Genomic DNA, 16592 nt, shown 5'->3' with positions numbered 1-16592 from the left:
TGTTTACCTTCTTGGGATTGCTAGCTGACCTTATCTGACTTTGTTTATAAGCTTTTCTCAATATTTTCTAGTAAGCCCAAAAGTAAATTCCACCGTCACGCTTGATCTGTTTACCTTCTTGGGATTGCTAGCTGACCTTATCTGACTTTGTGTATAAGCTTTTCTCAATATTTTCTAGTAAGCCCAAAAGTAAATTCCACATCCACGCTTGATCTGTTTACCTTCTTGGGATTGCTAGCTGACCTTATCTTAAAAACTCTCTTAAAAAGTAAATTCCACATCCACGCTTGATCTGTTTGTCTGCTTGGGGTTGCTAGCTGACCTTTATAAATAACCCCAAAAGTAAATTCCACATCCATGCTTGATCTGTTTACCTTCTTGGGATTGCTAGCTGACCTTTATAAATAACCCCAAAAGTAAATTCCACATCCATACTTGATCTGTTTATCTTCTTGGGATTGCTAACTGACCTCTTCTTAAAGACTCCCTTAAAAAGTAAATTCCACCTGCATGCTTGATCTGTTTGTCTGCTTGGGGTTGCTAGCTGACCTTATCTAAAGATCACCTTTTTAAAAACACAAAAAGCAAATTCTACATCTATGCTTGCTCTGTTTGTGTTCTTGAGACTGTTAGTTTCAGATACAAAAAAAGCCCCTATTTAGGAGCTTTCTATTCATTAATACTATCAGTCACTAATTGTCGGTTAGCGGCAAAACTTCACGATAAGGTTCGTAGTTTTGATAGGTTTTAAGTCGCTGCTTGAACTCTACTGTTTTACTTTGATCTGCACTCAAATTTAAGGCTTCTATCGCTTTTTGCTGGGTCGAAATAGCGGCATCAAAATCACCTATTTCAGCATAAGCCGCGGCGAGATTATCCAAGTTTGTCGGATCTTGCTCATTCGACTCTAGTAATGCCAAAGATAACTCTAGTGCTTTATTACCGTTACGATATTGTGCTTCTGGACAAGTCGCCAGAATCCAAGCCACATTACCTAGAGAAATCATATCACCCACGGCGTTAAACTGTTCGACAGCCTTTCCGCAATTGCGCTCAATTCCTTGGCCGCCAGCGGCATAAATAAAGCCCAGTCTAAAATTTGCCCACTTGCTTCCTTGTTTGCTTAACTCACTATACCACTGCTCTGCAGTCGAAAGATCTCTCTTTATTAAGCTACCTTCAAAAGCCAGATCTGCTATCGTTTGCTGAGCTTTTGCATGTCCAAGCTGGGCGGCATCGGTGAGCCACTGCACACCCAAGTCTCGATTTTGTGAGACAAAACGACCAGATAAGTACATTAAACCCAATAGGTATTGAGCGTCCTTGTCACCTTGAGTCGCTTTTAGTTGGATATGTGCGAGGCGACTTGCCTCTTCTGCGCCTTTAGGTTGTGGGATCGAAAATGCACTAGCTCCGCTGCTGACAGCTAAACACAAGACCACAACAGTATTTAAAATCCAAGGTCTACAATTCACGATGGGCTCCTACAACGCATAAAAAATGACTAAAAACATGAAGAATCGTTATCAGCCTCTTTATATTATTCTGCCTCAAGTTAGCCAGAAATAAGCCAGAATGTCGAGTGTAAATACCACATAATTAATAATGAGAATTGTTTTTATTGGTAAATAACTCTAAGTTTGACGCATAAAATATACACAGAAATGCAACCCAGCTTTCATTCAAGGGAATGAGATTGTAACAAGATGTGATATAAGCCTAATTGTTAACTCAACAATAAGGCTTAGCTGCGGATTCAGTTGACATATATTGCTAATGTATCAGAATACGTATATCTAAATGGCTAGGAGGCTTTGAGCGAGTAAGTCTAAACTAAGACTTCTATCATGGTTTTAATAGCTTAATTGACGTAAGATGCTTAATTAGCATATTCTTACATTTATAATGTAATCAGCCGAGGAACATAGGCATGGCTCTGATTGGAAAGCCAAAACCAGATCCAACTTTGGAATGGTTTTTATCACACTGTCACATTCATAAATATCCAGCCAAAAGTACTTTGATCCACGCTGGTGAAGATTCAGATACGCTTTACTACATAGTAAAAGGTTCTGTTGCCGTCTTGATTAAAGACGAAGAAGGTAAAGAGATGATTCTTTCTTACCTTAACCAAGGCGACTTTATCGGTGAGCTAGGTCTATTTGAAGAACAAGCAGAACGCACTGCATGGGTTCGCGCTAAGCAAGCTTGTGAAATTGCTGAAATCTCTTACAAGAAGTTCAAGCAATTAATTCAAGTTAACCCAGAAATCTTGATGAAGCTTTCATCACAGATGGCTTACCGCCTACACAGCACAAGCCAGAAAGTAGGTGATCTTGCTTTCCTTGACGTTGCTGGAAGAATTGCACAAACATTGCTTCACCTTGCAAAGCAGCCAGATGCAATGACGCATCCAGATGGCATGCAGATCAAGATCACTCGTCAAGAGATTGGCCAGATTGTTGGTTGTTCTCGTGAGACTGTTGGTCGTATCTTGAAAATGCTTGAAGAACAAAATCTTATCCAAGCACATGGCAAAACTATTGTGGTTTACGGAACACGATAAGTCAGTATTAAGCTCGGTTTAAGACAGCTTCTATAAAGTGGCCTGAGATTATCTCAGGCCATTTTTTTATTAGGAGTTCAGTGTGAAACTAGCATTATATCTATGCCTTATGGCTGCGATGCTACACTTACCTGCAGCGGTCGCTAATCAAAAAATTGAAGTTCAACACTATGAAGCGCAGACCTTAGTCAAAAGCGGTCAAATCCTCTCCCTTGACCTCACTCTTAGTAGTATCCAAGCCATGTGCCATGGCAAACTCATTGATGCTCACTTATATCAACACCATGGTAAGTGGCGCTATGAAGTGCAAATTCGCACCCTAAAAGGTCAACTCGTTGAGCTAGTACTCGACGCCAGCACAGGGCAACTGGCTAAGCCAACCCAGCTTCCTGCCAGTTGTAACGCCAAACAAGTTTAATAATGACTTAAGAATCAAATCTAATTGCACTGATCTGGTACTTTTGGGTTAACATGACCTAACTCTGTAAAACGCCTTTCACTCTACTAGGCATCATTGAGAGCATCCTATGAAATTACTTCTTGTTGAAGACAACACCTTATTAGTCGAAGAGCTAGTAAAACAGCTTAAACAAGCTGGTTATGTTACAGACAGCACTGATAGAGTCAGTGAGGCTGATTACCTAATCAAAGAAACCAATTACGACTGCGTCATTCTCGATATCGGCCTGCCGGACGGTAATGGCCTAGAGCTGCTTGAAAGCTGGCGTGAGCAAGGTATTCACACTCCAGTGATTATGCTTACAGCAAGAAGCCAATGGCATGAAAAAGTTGAAGGCTTTAACTCTGGCGCCGATGATTATTTAGGCAAACCGTTCCATACCCAGGAGTTATTGGTTCGTATTCAGGCGCTAATTCAGCGTGCACACGGCAAGGCTAACACTCCGAACAAGCAGCTCACTTATGCAGGTGTAGCCCTCGATGAGGGACAGCAATCGGTGACAGTAGGCGAGCAGACGTTCGAGCTTACAGCCATGGAGTTTAGATTACTTAAAATCTTCCTTATGTCGCCTAAAAAGCTGTTATCTAAAGCTCAACTGACCGATAAGCTTTATCAATTTGATGATGAGAAAGAGAGTAATGTGGTTGAGGTTTATGTGACCCACCTACGTAAAAAACTGGGTAAAACGGCTATCGAGACTCGTCGCGGCCAAGGGTATATCTTTCACGGCCTAACTCAATGATCTCAATCCGCACCAAGCTAAGCCTGTGGTTAACAGGCTTAGTGGTGATCGCCACTGCCGTGGGGATTATCTTTTTCGAGTCAATGCTACGCCAAGCCTTCCACGACTCGATCATCGCCAGATTACAAGAAGATCTGCAGCAAGTTTTGCTTGCCACTCACCTCGAAGATAGCACCTTTAGTATCGACGAGAGTCAGCTTTCCAGTTTCTATCGTCCTGTTTACTCAGGACGTTATTATCAGCTCGATCTGCCTGAGCAAGAGTTAAGGTCACGCTCTTTATGGGATCAACGCCTCGAAGTGGTGGATCTGGAGAAAGGTGAAACTCGGGCCTGGCAGACTAAAGGACCACAAAATCATGATATTCAGCTACTCTCTATCGGTTTAAAGTCAGACACGTCAGGGATCAGCGCCACACTAACCGTTGCTCAGGATCTGAGTATTGGCCGAAAAGTATTCTCCGAGGTCTATGGCACTAAACTCATCGTAAACCTCGCCATGTTGCTGGCGATGATCACAGGGATCTTCTTGGTACTACGCCAGTCTTTTAAACCCGTTAACCAGATGAAAGATACCCTAGCTAAGCTACGTGAAGGAGAAATTTCCTCTTTCGATCTCAACTCTATTCCGCTCGAGTTGCAGCCACTAGCGAAAAACTATAATGAGTTACTCGCCTATTCCAGCAAGCAGATAGAACGCAGTCGCAATAACTTGGGAAACTTAAGCCATGGGCTAAAAACCCCACTGGCCGTAATGCAACAGCAAGTCGAAGCGCTGTATTTAAAAGAGCCTGAGTCGGCCGACGCGTTACAGAAGCAACTCGATTTGGTGCATAAGATGATTGAGCGTAAGTTAGCTGCGGCGCGGATCACTGGCGACATGCTACCTGCGGCGCAGATGCAATTGCCCAAAGATCTCGAAGACTTAGCTCTGACTCTAAATAAGGTTCACCGCACCAAATCGATTCATTGTCGCTTCAATATCCCAAGCGCTATTACTAGGCTGCCGATGCATCGAGAAGATGGTATGGAGTTACTGGGTAATCTACTCGATAACGCTTATAAGTGGGCAAACTCAGAAATCAGGATCTGTATTAGCAATCATGATCAGCAGCTTAAGTTGAGCATAGAAGACGATGGCCCTGGAGTTGAGACTGAAGAGTTAGCGCTATTGACCCATAGGGGTAAGCGACTCGATGAAGCTACCATGGGGCACGGCTTAGGCTTATCAATCGTTAAAGATATTGCCGAGCAGTACAAGATTGAACTTAAGTTTGAACACAGCCAGAGCCTATCAGGCCTGAAAGTGACCTTACTGTTTTAATACTGCATCAATTAAGCATGACTCACCCACAAAAAAGCCGGACTCAAATCCGGCTTTTTTACGTATTAGCGTAGGAACTAACCGTTGACGTTTGTGCTTTCGAAGATCTTATCAGCAGAGGCAGCCACAAAGCCTGTGTAAAGCTCTCCGTCCGCTTTAGGATAGCGCAAGGCAAACTCATAAAAACAGCTAGGAATGTTAATCACAGCGTCTGAGAAGCTAACTGAGATCTTATCAGCCATAGTCGAAGACTGTTCGAGTAACACTTCGCTACTACCTTTGACTTCTCCGCCAGATGCATTCAACACAAAACCCGCCGCTTTTAAGGCATCATTCACCTCAAAAATAGTGTCAAAGCCTGCTAAGTGATTAATCGACACGGTAAAGTGATTAGCTCGGTAGCCAAAAGCGGCAACCCAAGCAGCATACTCACTCTCGGCTAATAAGGCTTCATAGGTCTGAGTATCTAGTCCCCAGTGACGACCTGAGTACAAGAAGTTATCGGCTGTCGTTGCAGCAGTATCAATCTGCTCAATCAAGCCTTTAACGGTTGATTGCAGCTCATCGCTAAATTCTTCGACTAATAGCTCTGAGATAAACACTTTAGGCTGTGTACTGTCTGGGTGCTCAAAATGTTTAGCATTTAGCTTCTTGGCTTCAAACTTATAGTCTCCACAGGCGACATAGCCGATCGACTCGAAATGCTTAGCCAATACTTCAAGGTTAACCTTGGCAATATTAAAGGTTCTAAGTGCAATATGATCATTAATAATCGCACTGCCTTTCGACAACAGCTGATGAACCTTAGCCGCCGAAGGCGTCATTTCGATATAGTCTTGCCACAGTGCTTCAAATAGCTCGTTTACATTCGTGTGCATTGTTAACTCCTTTACGCCAGCGTGTCACCTGCTTGTTTATTAGTCTATTTAGGCCACGCGGCTGTACACGTTTTAGGGATACTGCTTGCTTGTTTTGTCGTAATAAACAAAAGGGAAGCGCCCCGAGCGCTTCCCTTTCGATTTGTGCCTAAGGTTAAATACTCAAACCCGGACTCAATGTGGCTGGCAGACTGACCGCATCGGCTTCAACAGAAGCGACAGGATATGCACAGTAGTCGGCGGCGTAGAACGCACTCGCTCTGTGGTTACCCGATGCACCGACACCACCAAATGGTGCAGCGCCTGAAGCGCCTGTGATCTGCTTGTTCCAGTTAACGATACCTGCACGAATACGAGCAAGGAAATAGTCATAATCTTCGCGACTATCAGCCAAAATACCTGCCGATAGACCATAACGCGTCGCGTTAGCTAGCTTAATAGCCTCATCAAAGTCGCTATAACGTACCACTTGTAACAGTGGACCAAAGTACTCTTCATCTGGTAGCTCGATAACGTCTGTCACATCGATAAGGCCTGGTGAAACTAAGCCTGTTCCCGCTTCAAGATGAGTTAATTCAACTAGGACATTACCGCCAAGGTTTACTAGGTTACGCTGCGCTTCAACCATGCCTTTTGCTGCTGTCTCTGAGATCATAGATCCCATAAATGGTTGAGGCTGTGCATTCCAAGGACCGACTTGAATTTGCTTAACCGCTGCAACAAGTTGCTCAAGTAATGCGTCACCTGCAGCGCCTTTTTCTACATAGAGGCGGCGCGCACAGGTACAGCGCTGGCCAGCAGAAATATAAGCAGACTGAATGATGTCGTGCACGGCGGCTTTAGTATCGGCCACGTCTTTGATGATAAGCGGGTTGTTTCCACCCATCTCTAGCGCCAAGATCTTGCCAGGATCGCCTGCATACTGTTGATGCAAAATATGACCTGTACGAGAGCTACCCGTAAAGAATAGACCGTCAATTTGCGGGTGAGCAGCAAGTGCCTTACCCGTTTCGACTTCGCCTTGAACTAGGTTAATCACGCCTTTCGGTAGACCGGCCTTTTCCCAAAGTTTAAGCATTAGCTCGGCAACTTTAGGCGTTAGTTCTGATGGCTTAAATACCACTGTATTACCCGCAAGCAATGCTGGCACTATGTGACCATTAGGTAAGTGGCCTGGGAAGTTATATGGGCCAAACACAGCAACCACGCCATGTGGCTTATGACGCAGTACTGCGCGGCCTGCCGGCGTGTCATTCTCAGTGGTGCCTGTACGCTTGTTATAAGCGGCAACAGATAGACCAATTTTACCTATCATGGCGCCCGCTTCTGTCGCGGTTTCCCACTGCGGTTTACCGGTTTCTTGAGCGATCACTTCCGCCATCTCGGCCTTATTAGCTTCGAGCTGATCGCGATACGCTTCGACGATGGCAAGACGCGCATCAAAGCCCAGCATAAACCAATCAAATTGGGCGTTACGTGCCGCATCGACGGCGATACCAACTTGCTCTGGTGTAGCGGTTTTACTGTTCCAGATCACTTCTTGGTTGGCTGGGTTAATTGATGTCACTTCGTGACCTAGGCCTTCAACCCACTTACCTTCAATAAATTGTGTCATTTTCTATTCCTACATTGGCAAGACGCGGATCTGCTCACCCTCTGCGACCATTAGGCCCTCTGCAGTTTGGGGATCTAAGATCACGACGTCACTGTCGTCGACTACGGCTAAATTGACTGCTGTAGCACGGTAATTAGCTAACTGGGTATTTGAAACTATGTAGCTTGTGGCATCGCTTGGCGTCTCACCGATAGTAACGGTTAGCAAACGGCTCTCACGTACGGAGCGAATATCATGTAGCTGACACTCGACCGTAGGGCCTGCATCGAAAATATCGACATAACCACGACACCTAAAGCCTTCCGCTTGTAACAGATTAAGTGCTGGGCGGGTATTAGCGTGCACTTCACCAATCACTTTCTGCGCTTCTTTAGGCAGTAGACATACATAGACAGCATTTTTGGGCATCATCTCTGCCATAAATGCTTTTTGGCTCAATCCTGACAGGTAATCAGCCTGAACAAAGTCGATACCTAAGAAGTGCTCTTGTAACCAACCATAGAAAGGTGAGTTACCTTCGGCATCGCTTTCACCACGCATCTCGGCGATCACAGTGTCACCGAATCGCTCAGCGTGTTGCGCCAGAAACAGGAACCGGCTTCTTGAGAGCATGCGACCATTGTTGTTTTTACGGTAACTACTGCGTAAAAACAGTGTGCAAAGCTCAGCAGCGCCAGTGTAATCGTGGCAAAGAGTTAAGGTTTCAACCTCATTACGCACACCAATCTGCTCAGAGTAGTAAACTTCAGTACCTAGTCGATAATGGTAAAAGGCATCTTCCATCCCAACAGCAGCTTCAATACCGCATGTACCGACAACTTCGCCGGTTTCAGTATCTTCAAGCACCATCAAATAGCCTTCGTCAAAAGGCTTATCGATCTGCTTGGTAAATGATGCTTCGACTCGAGCAATCTTGCTTCTCAGTAGGTCAGCATTCACAGGTAGTGATGTGAATCCATGTCCCGACTCTTCTGCAATTTGATATAGGGCATCAAAGTCAGTCGTTCGGATTGGACGTATAACTAGCATCTAGGAGTCTCCTCACTATCACTTGGCGTTAATTGTCTGTCTTATCAATAGGTGACAAGTACAGGCCAATAAACGCTCAAGTTATCCTAAAGACAAAAAAAGGAGCGCTATCACAGATAACACTCCGTTTGGCCTTTAGGCTTTGACAACTTTAGCGACTGCACGCTCAAAACGCACTAGACCTTCGGCGATATCGGCTTCAGGGATCACTAGAGATGGGGTGAAGCGAATCACGTTTGCACCAGCAACTAGGCTCATTACGCCTTCGTCAATACCAGCAACTAAGAACTCTTTGGCGCGGCCCTGGAATCTTTCATTCATAACCGCACCTAGCAACAGACCTTGGCCACGTATTTCAGTGAAGACGTCGTATTTATCGTTGATCTGCTTTAGGCCGTCACGCAATAACTGCTCGCGCTGCTTAACACCGTTTAGAACTTCAGGTGTGTTAACCACATCCAGTACCGCATTACCTACCGCACAAGCTAGAGGGTTACCGCCGTAGGTAGAACCATGAGTACCTATCTTAAGGTGATCGGCAATCTCTTTTGTTGTTAGCATAGCCGCAATTGGGAAGCCGCCACCTAACGCTTTTGCCGTTGTTAGTACATCAGGTACCACATCGCCACGCATGTAAGCATAAAGCTCACCTAGACGACCCACACCCGTTTGTACTTCATCGAATACCAACAATGCATTGTGCTTATCACAAAGAGCACGCACCGCCTTTAGAAACTCTGGATCGGCATCGATAATGCCACCTTCGCCTTGAAGCGGCTCCATCATTACCGCACAAGTCTTATCAGAGAAGACAGCTTCTAGTGCTGCGATATCATTGAACGGGACATGAGTAATGCTCTGCGGCTTAGGACCAAAACCGTCTGAATAGGCCGCTTGACCGCCCACGCTTACGGTAAAGAAAGTACGGCCATGGAAGGCTTTATCGAATGCGATGATTTGATCTTTTTCTGCACCAAACTTATCCATAGCATAACGACGAACTAGCTTAAGTGCCGCTTCGTTTGCTTCTGCGCCCGAGTTTGCAAAATAAACACGGTCGGCAAATGTGGCATCGACAAGCTTAGTCGCTAGCTCTAGCGCTGGCTCGTTTGTCATGACGTTAGCAAGGTGCCAAAGCTTCTCGCCTTGGGTCTTTAGCGCGCCAACTAAGGCTGGATGACAATGACCTAAACAATTAACCGCGATACCACCAGCAAAGTCGATATACTCTTTACCTTCTTGATCCCAAACTCGGCTACCTTCGCCACGAACAGGAATTACAGCAGAAGGCGCATAGTTAGGCACCATAACTTCGTCAAATTGGGCACGTGTAAGATTCATATTTGAGCTCATTCCTTCTCATCCTTCATAATTATCGACCTTTTAGCAGGTCGTTTTCCGCCCTGTGTCTTTATCTTGTGTAGGTGACACTGCGATTGTTTGTGTAACATGAAGGACATTATTAGCTAAAATGTGATCAAAATACCAGTTTTTAACAACATTCAAGTGAGCTATGTCCGTAAACACTGCATAAAGATTTGAGTTTTGGAATTAACAAAGCGGATATAGCGGGGCTTTAAGCATAAATAGTCATAAAAAAGTTACTTAGCGCCACAAATCATTAGTTATTCACACATAATGAATAACTAACTACGCGATTATGTGTGTTTTAGTTCAGTTTTTATTAATTAGCCTAGTCTTTAACCAAGCTGAAATAGGGGCATGATAGGCAACTCGAGGGCGCTAAAATTGTATACCATTTACAGCGTCGATTATTTGGGATTTCGTTATTATGCCAATACTGCATAAACCATACAAAATTTGCACCAAAAGATGGACGGCAAGTATGAAGAGTTAGGGATAGCCCCGAGTAAAAAGCAGTAAATAGACAAAGGATTTAAACTAATTTCTTACACAAACTGTAGTAAACGAGTACTCAGTACGACTAAACCTTAGCTTAATAATGCCATGTTGGTTAACAAAATGAGTAAACTTAAAAGAGTGCAAGCTTACGAAAATTTTGCCCACTCAAACGGATCTGTTCCTGTTCTGATATTTGATAATAATCAAACATTAAACGGCACTCCGCAGCAGTAATATTATTAGCCTCTTTTAGCAAATAGACTTTTGCATAGCAGTTAGCTCGCTCGATTAAGGCTGAATCCTCATCTAGTTCAGCGTATTTAATCTTAGTATCGATGGCCCTGTAGGTTTGGGTTAGACGACTATTGTCAAACTTCAAGAGGCTTAGCAGTTGCCAGTTAAGCGAGCGACTATGGGTCAATACTTGCTGATAGACATCATTGGCTGGGAACTCAGTTGCCATAACGGCATCATAAAGCTCTTTATCGCGGCTGGCACTCGCTTCTCTCAGCCAAGTACCCCACATATCATCGAAAGTTTTTGCACATTGGTTGATCACACAAGTAGTGCCTAATTGGCTCATCAAGCTGCAGCTATAGATGAATGCAGAGTTCTTTTCATGCAAAGACGCTAATGCCTGTGCAGCTATGGCTGCCACTACGCTATAGCGCCATATTTTTCGAGTTAACCACAACATTTGTGGTTGACCAGTTGGCATTAAATTCCTTAGGCAATAATAGGGAACTAAAGCCTGTAGGTTTTCGATACCAATATAGTTAAGTACTAATTTAATATCGCTGACCTGAACCTCGGATGATTTTGGCCTACGATGCCTGAAGGTTGGGCTATTGACCATATTAACTAAGTCTCGCTCTAACCATGGCAGTGCCGCCACTAATGGCCTTATACGGACTAAATCAACTTGAGGCGAATACAGTAACTCCAGCAATAAAATCTGTTTTGCATCAAGCTTTGATAATTTTAGTACGTGTTCAGGAGTCGATAACTGATGCTCGATATTGGCATTAACACTCGTTAGTAATTGATTGGAGACAGCGTCAAAAATGGCCTTAGCCTGGTTCTGTTTCGCTAACCTTGCTTGAATAGCCTCGCGTTCGATCTCGAGCTTGTTAGCATCAACCTCTAGCTCAGGGTGGATGTCATCAGCCATCACAACCGCTTTGCCCTTTCCGACAATTAATTGTTTTAGCAGTCGTTGCTCTATCTCTATGATTTGTGCAGGTTTAACCCCGCCAGCTACCGAAATTGCCACTAATTAACACACTCCCTTTAACTATTGCTACCAGTCTACCCATTAATCATAACTTTGGCTAAAACTGACGAGTAGAAAATTAAGAATCCATCTTCTTAATCGATTAATCAAAATAAAAAGGCTCCCATGGGAGCCTTTAGTTTAAGTGCAAAATTCAGGACTATTTTTTAAGTTCCTGCTCAAATAGCTTATGAATACGGCGGTATTCATCTAACCAACTTGAAGGCTGACGGAAACCATGAGGCTCCACCGGATAAATCGCGGTTTCAAACATTGGTTTTTCAAGCTCAATCAAGCGCTGTACTAGACGCACGCTATCTTGGAAGAAAACGTTGTCATCGAGTACGCCGCTCATAATAAGCAATGGCTTTTGTAACCCGTCAGCATGTTCAATCGGCGAGCTACGCTCATAGGCGATGGGGTCAACATCAGGCGTGTTCAAAATATTAGAGGTATAAGGCGCATTGTAGTGTGCCCAGTCGGTTACCGGTCGCAGTGCCGCACCGGCTTGAAACAACTCAGGCTCATTAAACAACGCCATAAAGGTTAAGAAGCCACCGTAAGAGCCACCGTAAGTACCAACCTTACCCGCATCGACATTAACGTTAGCCGCCATCCAATTTACGCCATCTTTAAGATCTTCCACCTCAGGTGTACCCATTTGACGGTACACTGCTGTGCGCCAATCGCGGCCATAACCTTTAGAGCCACGGTAATCCATATCCATCACCACATAGCCCTGCTGTGCCAATAGGTTATGGAACATGAACTCTCTGAAGTAACCAGAGAAACCGTAGTGGGCATTTTGCAAATAACCTGCACCATGGTTAAAGATCACCGCTGGATACTTATCAGCATTATCTTTACTGTAACCTTGTGGCACATATACTCGAGCATAAACCTCACCCGCACCGTGAGTAGACGGTACTGCTACAACCTCAGGCGCTTGCCATGCATAGTTTTTAAATGCATCGCTAGTGTAATTAGTTAACTGCTTAAGCTCGCCGCCAATTGGTTGTACAAACAGCTCCGCAGGCTGAATACGGGTCGATGCATTTAATAGCAGTGCACTGCCGTCTGGGCTTAAGGTGTAATCAAGCTGGCCTTGCCACTCGGTTAATTGCTCATCTTTACCAGTCGCAATTTCTACGCGGTAAACGTTATCAATACCTGGGTGGGTTTTATTGGCTTTGTAGTAGATAAACTGCGCTTTAGGGCCCAAGGTGATATCGCTAACCACAAATTTCCCCGTGGTTAATGCCTTGGCTTTCTCGCCTTGCTGTTTAAGGTAAATATGTGAAAAGCCAGTTTCTTCCGATAGGTAATACAAGCTATCGCTATTTGGCAGCCAGCCATACTGATTAAAGTTATAGTTAACCCAAGCATCATCATGCAGACGGTGCTGAGTAGTTAGGCTGCCTTTATCTAGATTAACTGTGGCTATCCAGCGATCTTTATTGTCTACCGCTTCCAGCATAACCGCGACTTTGTTACCAGACTCTGCCCACTGAATAGCACTTTGTGACCAGCCCCAGTCTTGCATCAACTGCAGATTACGCGGCGCCTTTTTACTCTTGTAGCTTTTTCCTTTTGCTTTAGCGTTTTCCGTTTTTACTGCCGCTAACACATCTTCATCGAAGCCTGTTAGGCCTTCGATGGTGATATCTTTTTTGCTATGAGTATCTAGATCCAGCAGCACCAAGCGTTCACCCGGATTCTTATCTTCTGCGACGCGAGCACGGGCAGGTACTGCATCGACATAACCGTCTTTCCCCAGGTAATTAGGCATGATGTCGTGCTCGCCACGCCAGCTATAATCTTTATCTTTAAGCGCAACTATCACATAACGGCCATCTGGCGACAGACTTAAATTGGTCACGATTTCTTTATCGCCCAAATACCAAGTCTTGGCTGACATAGTCGGATCGACTTTAGCTAGCTCAGCCTTATACTCTTGCTTCGCTTTGGCATTATCTTGCTGCATAGCAACATACTGGATCAGTCTATGTTGCTGCTTGGCAATATAACTTGATGGCGCTTGTACACCTTTAGGCTCTGCTACCATCTTGATGTTAGCGATCTCTTCTAGCAAACCAGAATCTTGATGGATTTTAAAGATATTATCGCCTTGCCAGTAAGCGATATCACCATTATTTAAAAAGCGCACACCATCAATGGCAGCGTTTTGACGCGTTAGCTGAGTCACCTTGCCGCTATTAAGATCTTTAACGAACAAGTTACCTTGATAGATATAGGCTTTACGCGTCTTGTCACTGTTTAGCACACCACGGCGCTGATCGGCGCTATGTAGCTGGTTTAATGCCAGCTCGCTCGCTGCAGTGCCATCAATATTTTGCTGATAATAGGTTTTAGTCGGTGCACCGTGGGCTTGTCTCGCAAAGTAGATAGACTGACCGTCATCGCTCCAATAGGCACCGTTGGCAAATAATCCCATCCAATCAGGATTCGCCATGATTTGATTTAAGGTTAACGCTTGATCAACTTGAGGAGGTGCCGATATGGCCACTAGAGTTGTTTGATTCGCTACCTGATTAGTAGCTTGAGTTTGTTCTGTAGAGCCATTGGTTGCGCTACAACCCGCTAATACTGCCAGTGAAAGTGCACTAAAGCCGACATGACGAATGACGCTTTTCATATCCATCCCTATTATTATTGGTATTTTTGCGGACTTTTATACCACATTTTGGCAACGGACTTATTTGAAAAGTAGGTAAAATTTGTAACAGATGGTAGCGCTTCAACTAATATTGATAAAGTTAACCAACAGCTCATGACCTTGTTCGGTTTAAATATATATGCTGAGCCAGAAAGTAAAATTGGAGCAGGAGTAAGAATAAGAGTGAAACAGCAAGCATCAAATTATTGCTATCCCCCCCCAGAGCTCCCATCATCGATATTAGAGATATGTAACAGCGAGCAGAGGTTTAGCTGATATTTATGAAGTTGGCTAGTAACTCATGACCTTGCTGAGTCAGAATCGATTCGGGGTGAAACTGCACGCCGTAGATCTTTTTCGCTGGCATGCTCATGCCCATAATCTCACGGCCATGTACAGGATCGTCAAACCAAGCATCCAAGATAAAGCCATCAGGAATAGCGTCCACTAACAAGGAGTGGTATCGGGTCACCGTAAGTGGGTTATTCAAGCCGCTAAATAAGCCGTTATTATTGTGCGATATGACACTCGTTTTGCCATGCATTACCCGTTTGGCTCGAATCACATTGGCGCCAAATACTTGCGCAATCGCTTGATGTCCAAGGCAAACCCCTAAAATAGGCAGTTTGCCAGCAAAGTGTTTAATGATAGACAGCGACAATCCAGCCTCATTCGGCGTACATGGGCCAGGAGAAATCACAATGTGACTGGGCGCGAGAGACTCTATCTCATTAATGGTAATTTCATCATTGCGCTTAACCACAATATCTTGTCCAAGCTGCTGAAAATACTGCACCAAATTGAAAGTAAATGAGTCGTAATTGTCGATCATTAAGATCATAAAGATCCAAGAACCTATGCTGCTAATTTTATTGTTGCTACCTAAAAGGCCAATTGCCATGGCAGTCCAATAAAACTAAATGTGGATGATTTGGGCGCAGATGCTACCACAGAGTGCAAAACTGATCACCTAAGCAATAAATCGTCTTCCCAACACAACATTACACCCACAAAAAAGCCAGTCCTAAGACTGGCTTTTTATTCGCTTGAAACTGGCTTTAATAGCTTATTTAACCAAGGTTAAATGACCGCGTCGTTTTGCCTCTTTAGCCTCAACTTTTTCGGCTTCTGGCTCGCTAGTTTCAACAACAGGCTCTTTCACAACTGAAAGCCCTGCTTCCTCTTCAAAATCATCACCTAACTGATAGGCTTCTTCTAGTTCGAAGACGGTACCAGCGCCATTTTCTCTGGCATAGATGGCAACGATAGAAGCCATAGGCAATAGTACCTGCTGAGGAACACCGCCAAAACGCGCACTGAACTCAATAAACTCGTTCGTGATCTGCAGTCCACCCACAGCACTCTCGGTAATATTAAGTACAATTTGACCATCTTTAACATATTGCTGTGGTACCTGTGTGCCTGGCACATAAGCATCGACAACAACATGGGGCGTTAACTGGTTATCCATCAACCAGTCGTAATAAGCCCGCAGCAAGTATGGACGGTTCGGGGTTAGCTCTTTCATTAGATACCCATGCGCATTTCGCGCTCAGTCTCGGTTAGAGAAGCTTTAAATGATTCACGATCAAAAAGGCGTGTCATGTAAGCTTTGATATCTTTAGCAGTACGGCTATCAAGTTCGATACCTAGTACTGGCAGACGCCACAATAGTGGACCAAGATAGCAATCTGCTAAGCCAAACTCTTCACTCATGAAGTAAGGCACTTCACCGAAGATTGGCGCGATAGCAGTAAGACCTTCTTGAAGCTCTTTGCGAGCAGCATCAGCACGGTCGCCTTTGCGAATACGTTCTACAAGGGCATACCAGTCTTCTTCGATGCGGTGCATCCAAAGACGTGTTTGACCACGTGAAACCGGATAAACAGGCATTAGTGGAGGATGAGGGAAACGCTCATCTAGATACTCCATAATGATACGAGAGTTATAAAGAACTAGCTCTCTGTCTACCAAAGTTGGCACTGTGTTGTACGGGTTTAGCTCGATCAAGTCTTCAGGGATCTCATTTGGATCAACCTGTAGTACATCAACCGTGACACCTTTTTCAGCAAGAACGATACGAACTTGATGGCTATAAAGGTCGTCTGCACCTGAATACAGGGTCATGATTGAGCGTTTATTGGCAGCAACAGCCATTGATACCCTC

14 protein-coding genes are annotated in these 16592 nt (G+C 44.4%); 4 read left to right on the top strand and 10 right to left on the bottom strand.

Annotated elements, in window-relative coordinates; all coding sequences use genetic code 11:
* Positions 1-692: 692 nt before the first annotated feature.
* Positions 693-1475, bottom strand: coding sequence for a tetratricopeptide repeat protein (locus Q1A86_RS20220; RefSeq protein ID WP_299810985.1), 783 nt, complete (start codon positions 1473-1475; stop codon positions 693-695).
* A 455-nt stretch (positions 1476-1930) separates the two neighbouring features.
* Between Q1A86_RS20220 and crp the strand changes: the two genes are divergently transcribed.
* The 4 genes from crp (at position 1931) to Q1A86_RS20200 (ending at position 5090) form a co-directional block, all read left to right on the top strand.
* Complete coding sequence (crp, locus tag Q1A86_RS20215) at positions 1931-2566, top strand: cAMP-activated global transcriptional regulator CRP (RefSeq protein WP_012156707.1); 636 nt, start codon at positions 1931-1933, stop codon at positions 2564-2566.
* Positions 2567-2675: 109 nt separating this feature from the next.
* The gene (locus tag Q1A86_RS20210) at positions 2676-2984 is read left to right on the top strand and encodes a hypothetical protein (RefSeq protein ID WP_299810991.1); all 309 of its coding nucleotides are present in this window, start codon (positions 2676-2678) and stop codon (positions 2982-2984) included.
* A 109-nt stretch (positions 2985-3093) separates the two neighbouring features.
* A complete protein-coding gene (locus Q1A86_RS20205) occupies positions 3094-3768 on the top strand; it encodes a response regulator transcription factor (protein WP_299810981.1) in 675 nt (224 codons plus the stop codon).
* Positions 3765-5090 (top strand): ATP-binding protein, encoded by a 1326-nt coding sequence (locus Q1A86_RS20200; RefSeq protein ID WP_299810978.1) that lies wholly within the window; start codon positions 3765-3767, stop codon positions 5088-5090. The genes Q1A86_RS20205 and Q1A86_RS20200 overlap by 4 nt, the downstream gene beginning before the upstream one ends.
* A gap of 77 nt (positions 5091-5167) precedes the next feature.
* On the opposite strand, the gene Q1A86_RS20195 is transcribed toward Q1A86_RS20200, so the two are convergent.
* The 9 genes from Q1A86_RS20195 to sspA all read right to left on the bottom strand — a co-directional run bounded on the left by Q1A86_RS20195 (position 5168) and on the right by sspA (position 16582).
* A complete protein-coding gene (locus Q1A86_RS20195) occupies positions 5168-5968 on the bottom strand; it encodes a DUF1338 domain-containing protein (RefSeq protein WP_299810975.1) in 801 nt (266 codons plus the stop codon).
* Between the two features lie 154 nt (positions 5969-6122).
* Positions 6123-7583 (bottom strand): succinylglutamate-semialdehyde dehydrogenase, encoded by a 1461-nt coding sequence (gene astD, locus Q1A86_RS20190; protein ID WP_299810973.1) that lies wholly within the window; start codon positions 7581-7583, stop codon positions 6123-6125.
* 9 nt (positions 7584-7592) lie between these two features.
* The gene (gene astA, locus Q1A86_RS20185; RefSeq protein ID WP_299810970.1) at positions 7593-8612 is read right to left on the bottom strand and encodes an arginine N-succinyltransferase; all 1020 of its coding nucleotides are present in this window, start codon (positions 8610-8612) and stop codon (positions 7593-7595) included.
* 135 nt (positions 8613-8747) lie between these two features.
* The gene (locus Q1A86_RS20180; RefSeq protein WP_299810968.1) at positions 8748-9965 is read right to left on the bottom strand and encodes an aspartate aminotransferase family protein; all 1218 of its coding nucleotides are present in this window, start codon (positions 9963-9965) and stop codon (positions 8748-8750) included.
* 640 nt (positions 9966-10605) lie between these two features.
* Entirely contained in the window at positions 10606-11748 is a 1143-nt protein-coding gene (locus Q1A86_RS20175) for an HDOD domain-containing protein (protein ID WP_299810965.1), read from the bottom strand.
* 160 nt (positions 11749-11908) lie between these two features.
* Positions 11909-14404, bottom strand: a complete 2496-nt coding sequence (locus Q1A86_RS20170) for a prolyl oligopeptidase family serine peptidase (protein WP_299810962.1) — start codon at positions 14402-14404, stop codon at positions 11909-11911.
* A gap of 289 nt (positions 14405-14693) precedes the next feature.
* Positions 14694-15266 (bottom strand): aminodeoxychorismate/anthranilate synthase component II, encoded by a 573-nt coding sequence (locus Q1A86_RS20165; protein WP_299810988.1) that lies wholly within the window; start codon positions 15264-15266, stop codon positions 14694-14696.
* Between the two features lie 225 nt (positions 15267-15491).
* Positions 15492-15953 (bottom strand): ClpXP protease specificity-enhancing factor, encoded by a 462-nt coding sequence (locus Q1A86_RS20160; RefSeq protein ID WP_299810959.1) that lies wholly within the window; start codon positions 15951-15953, stop codon positions 15492-15494.
* Positions 15953-16582, bottom strand: a complete 630-nt coding sequence (gene sspA / locus Q1A86_RS20155) for a stringent starvation protein SspA (protein WP_012156731.1) — start codon at positions 16580-16582, stop codon at positions 15953-15955. The genes Q1A86_RS20160 and sspA overlap by 1 nt, the downstream gene beginning before the upstream one ends.
* Positions 16583-16592 lie beyond the last annotated feature (10 nt).

Source organism: uncultured Shewanella sp. (assembly GCF_947497935.1).
Classification (GTDB): Bacteria; Pseudomonadota; Gammaproteobacteria; order Enterobacterales; family Shewanellaceae; genus Shewanella.
This window is presented reverse-complemented; position numbering and strand designations above follow the sequence as displayed.

Coding starts and splice junctions, on each gene's coding strand:
- crp (WP_012156707.1), top strand. CDS start 1,931: ATGGCTCTGATTGGAAAGCCAAAACCAGATCCAACTTTGGAATGGTTT.
- Q1A86_RS20210 (WP_299810991.1), top strand. CDS start 2,676: ATGGCTGCGATGCTACACTTACCTGCAGCGGTCGCTAATCAAAAAATT.
- Q1A86_RS20205 (WP_299810981.1), top strand. CDS start 3,094: ATGAAATTACTTCTTGTTGAAGACAACACCTTATTAGTCGAAGAGCTA.
- Q1A86_RS20200 (WP_299810978.1), top strand. CDS start 3,765: ATGATCTCAATCCGCACCAAGCTAAGCCTGTGGTTAACAGGCTTAGTG.
- Q1A86_RS20195 (WP_299810975.1), bottom strand. CDS start 5,968: ATGCACACGAATGTAAACGAGCTATTTGAAGCACTGTGGCAAGACTAT.
- astD (WP_299810973.1), bottom strand. CDS start 7,583: ATGACACAATTTATTGAAGGTAAGTGGGTTGAAGGCCTAGGTCACGAA.
- astA (WP_299810970.1), bottom strand. CDS start 8,612: ATGCTAGTTATACGTCCAATCCGAACGACTGACTTTGATGCCCTATAT.
- Q1A86_RS20180 (WP_299810968.1), bottom strand. CDS start 9,965: ATGAGCTCAAATATGAATCTTACACGTGCCCAATTTGACGAAGTTATG.
- Q1A86_RS20170 (WP_299810962.1), bottom strand. CDS start 14,404: ATGAAAAGCGTCATTCGTCATGTCGGCTTTAGTGCACTTTCACTGGCA.
- Q1A86_RS20165 (WP_299810988.1), bottom strand. CDS start 15,266: ATGATCTTAATGATCGACAATTACGACTCATTTACTTTCAATTTGGTG.
- Q1A86_RS20160 (WP_299810959.1), bottom strand. CDS start 15,953: ATGAAAGAGCTAACCCCGAACCGTCCATACTTGCTGCGGGCTTATTAC.
- sspA (WP_012156731.1), bottom strand. CDS start 16,582: ATGGCTGTTGCTGCCAATAAACGCTCAATCATGACCCTGTATTCAGGT.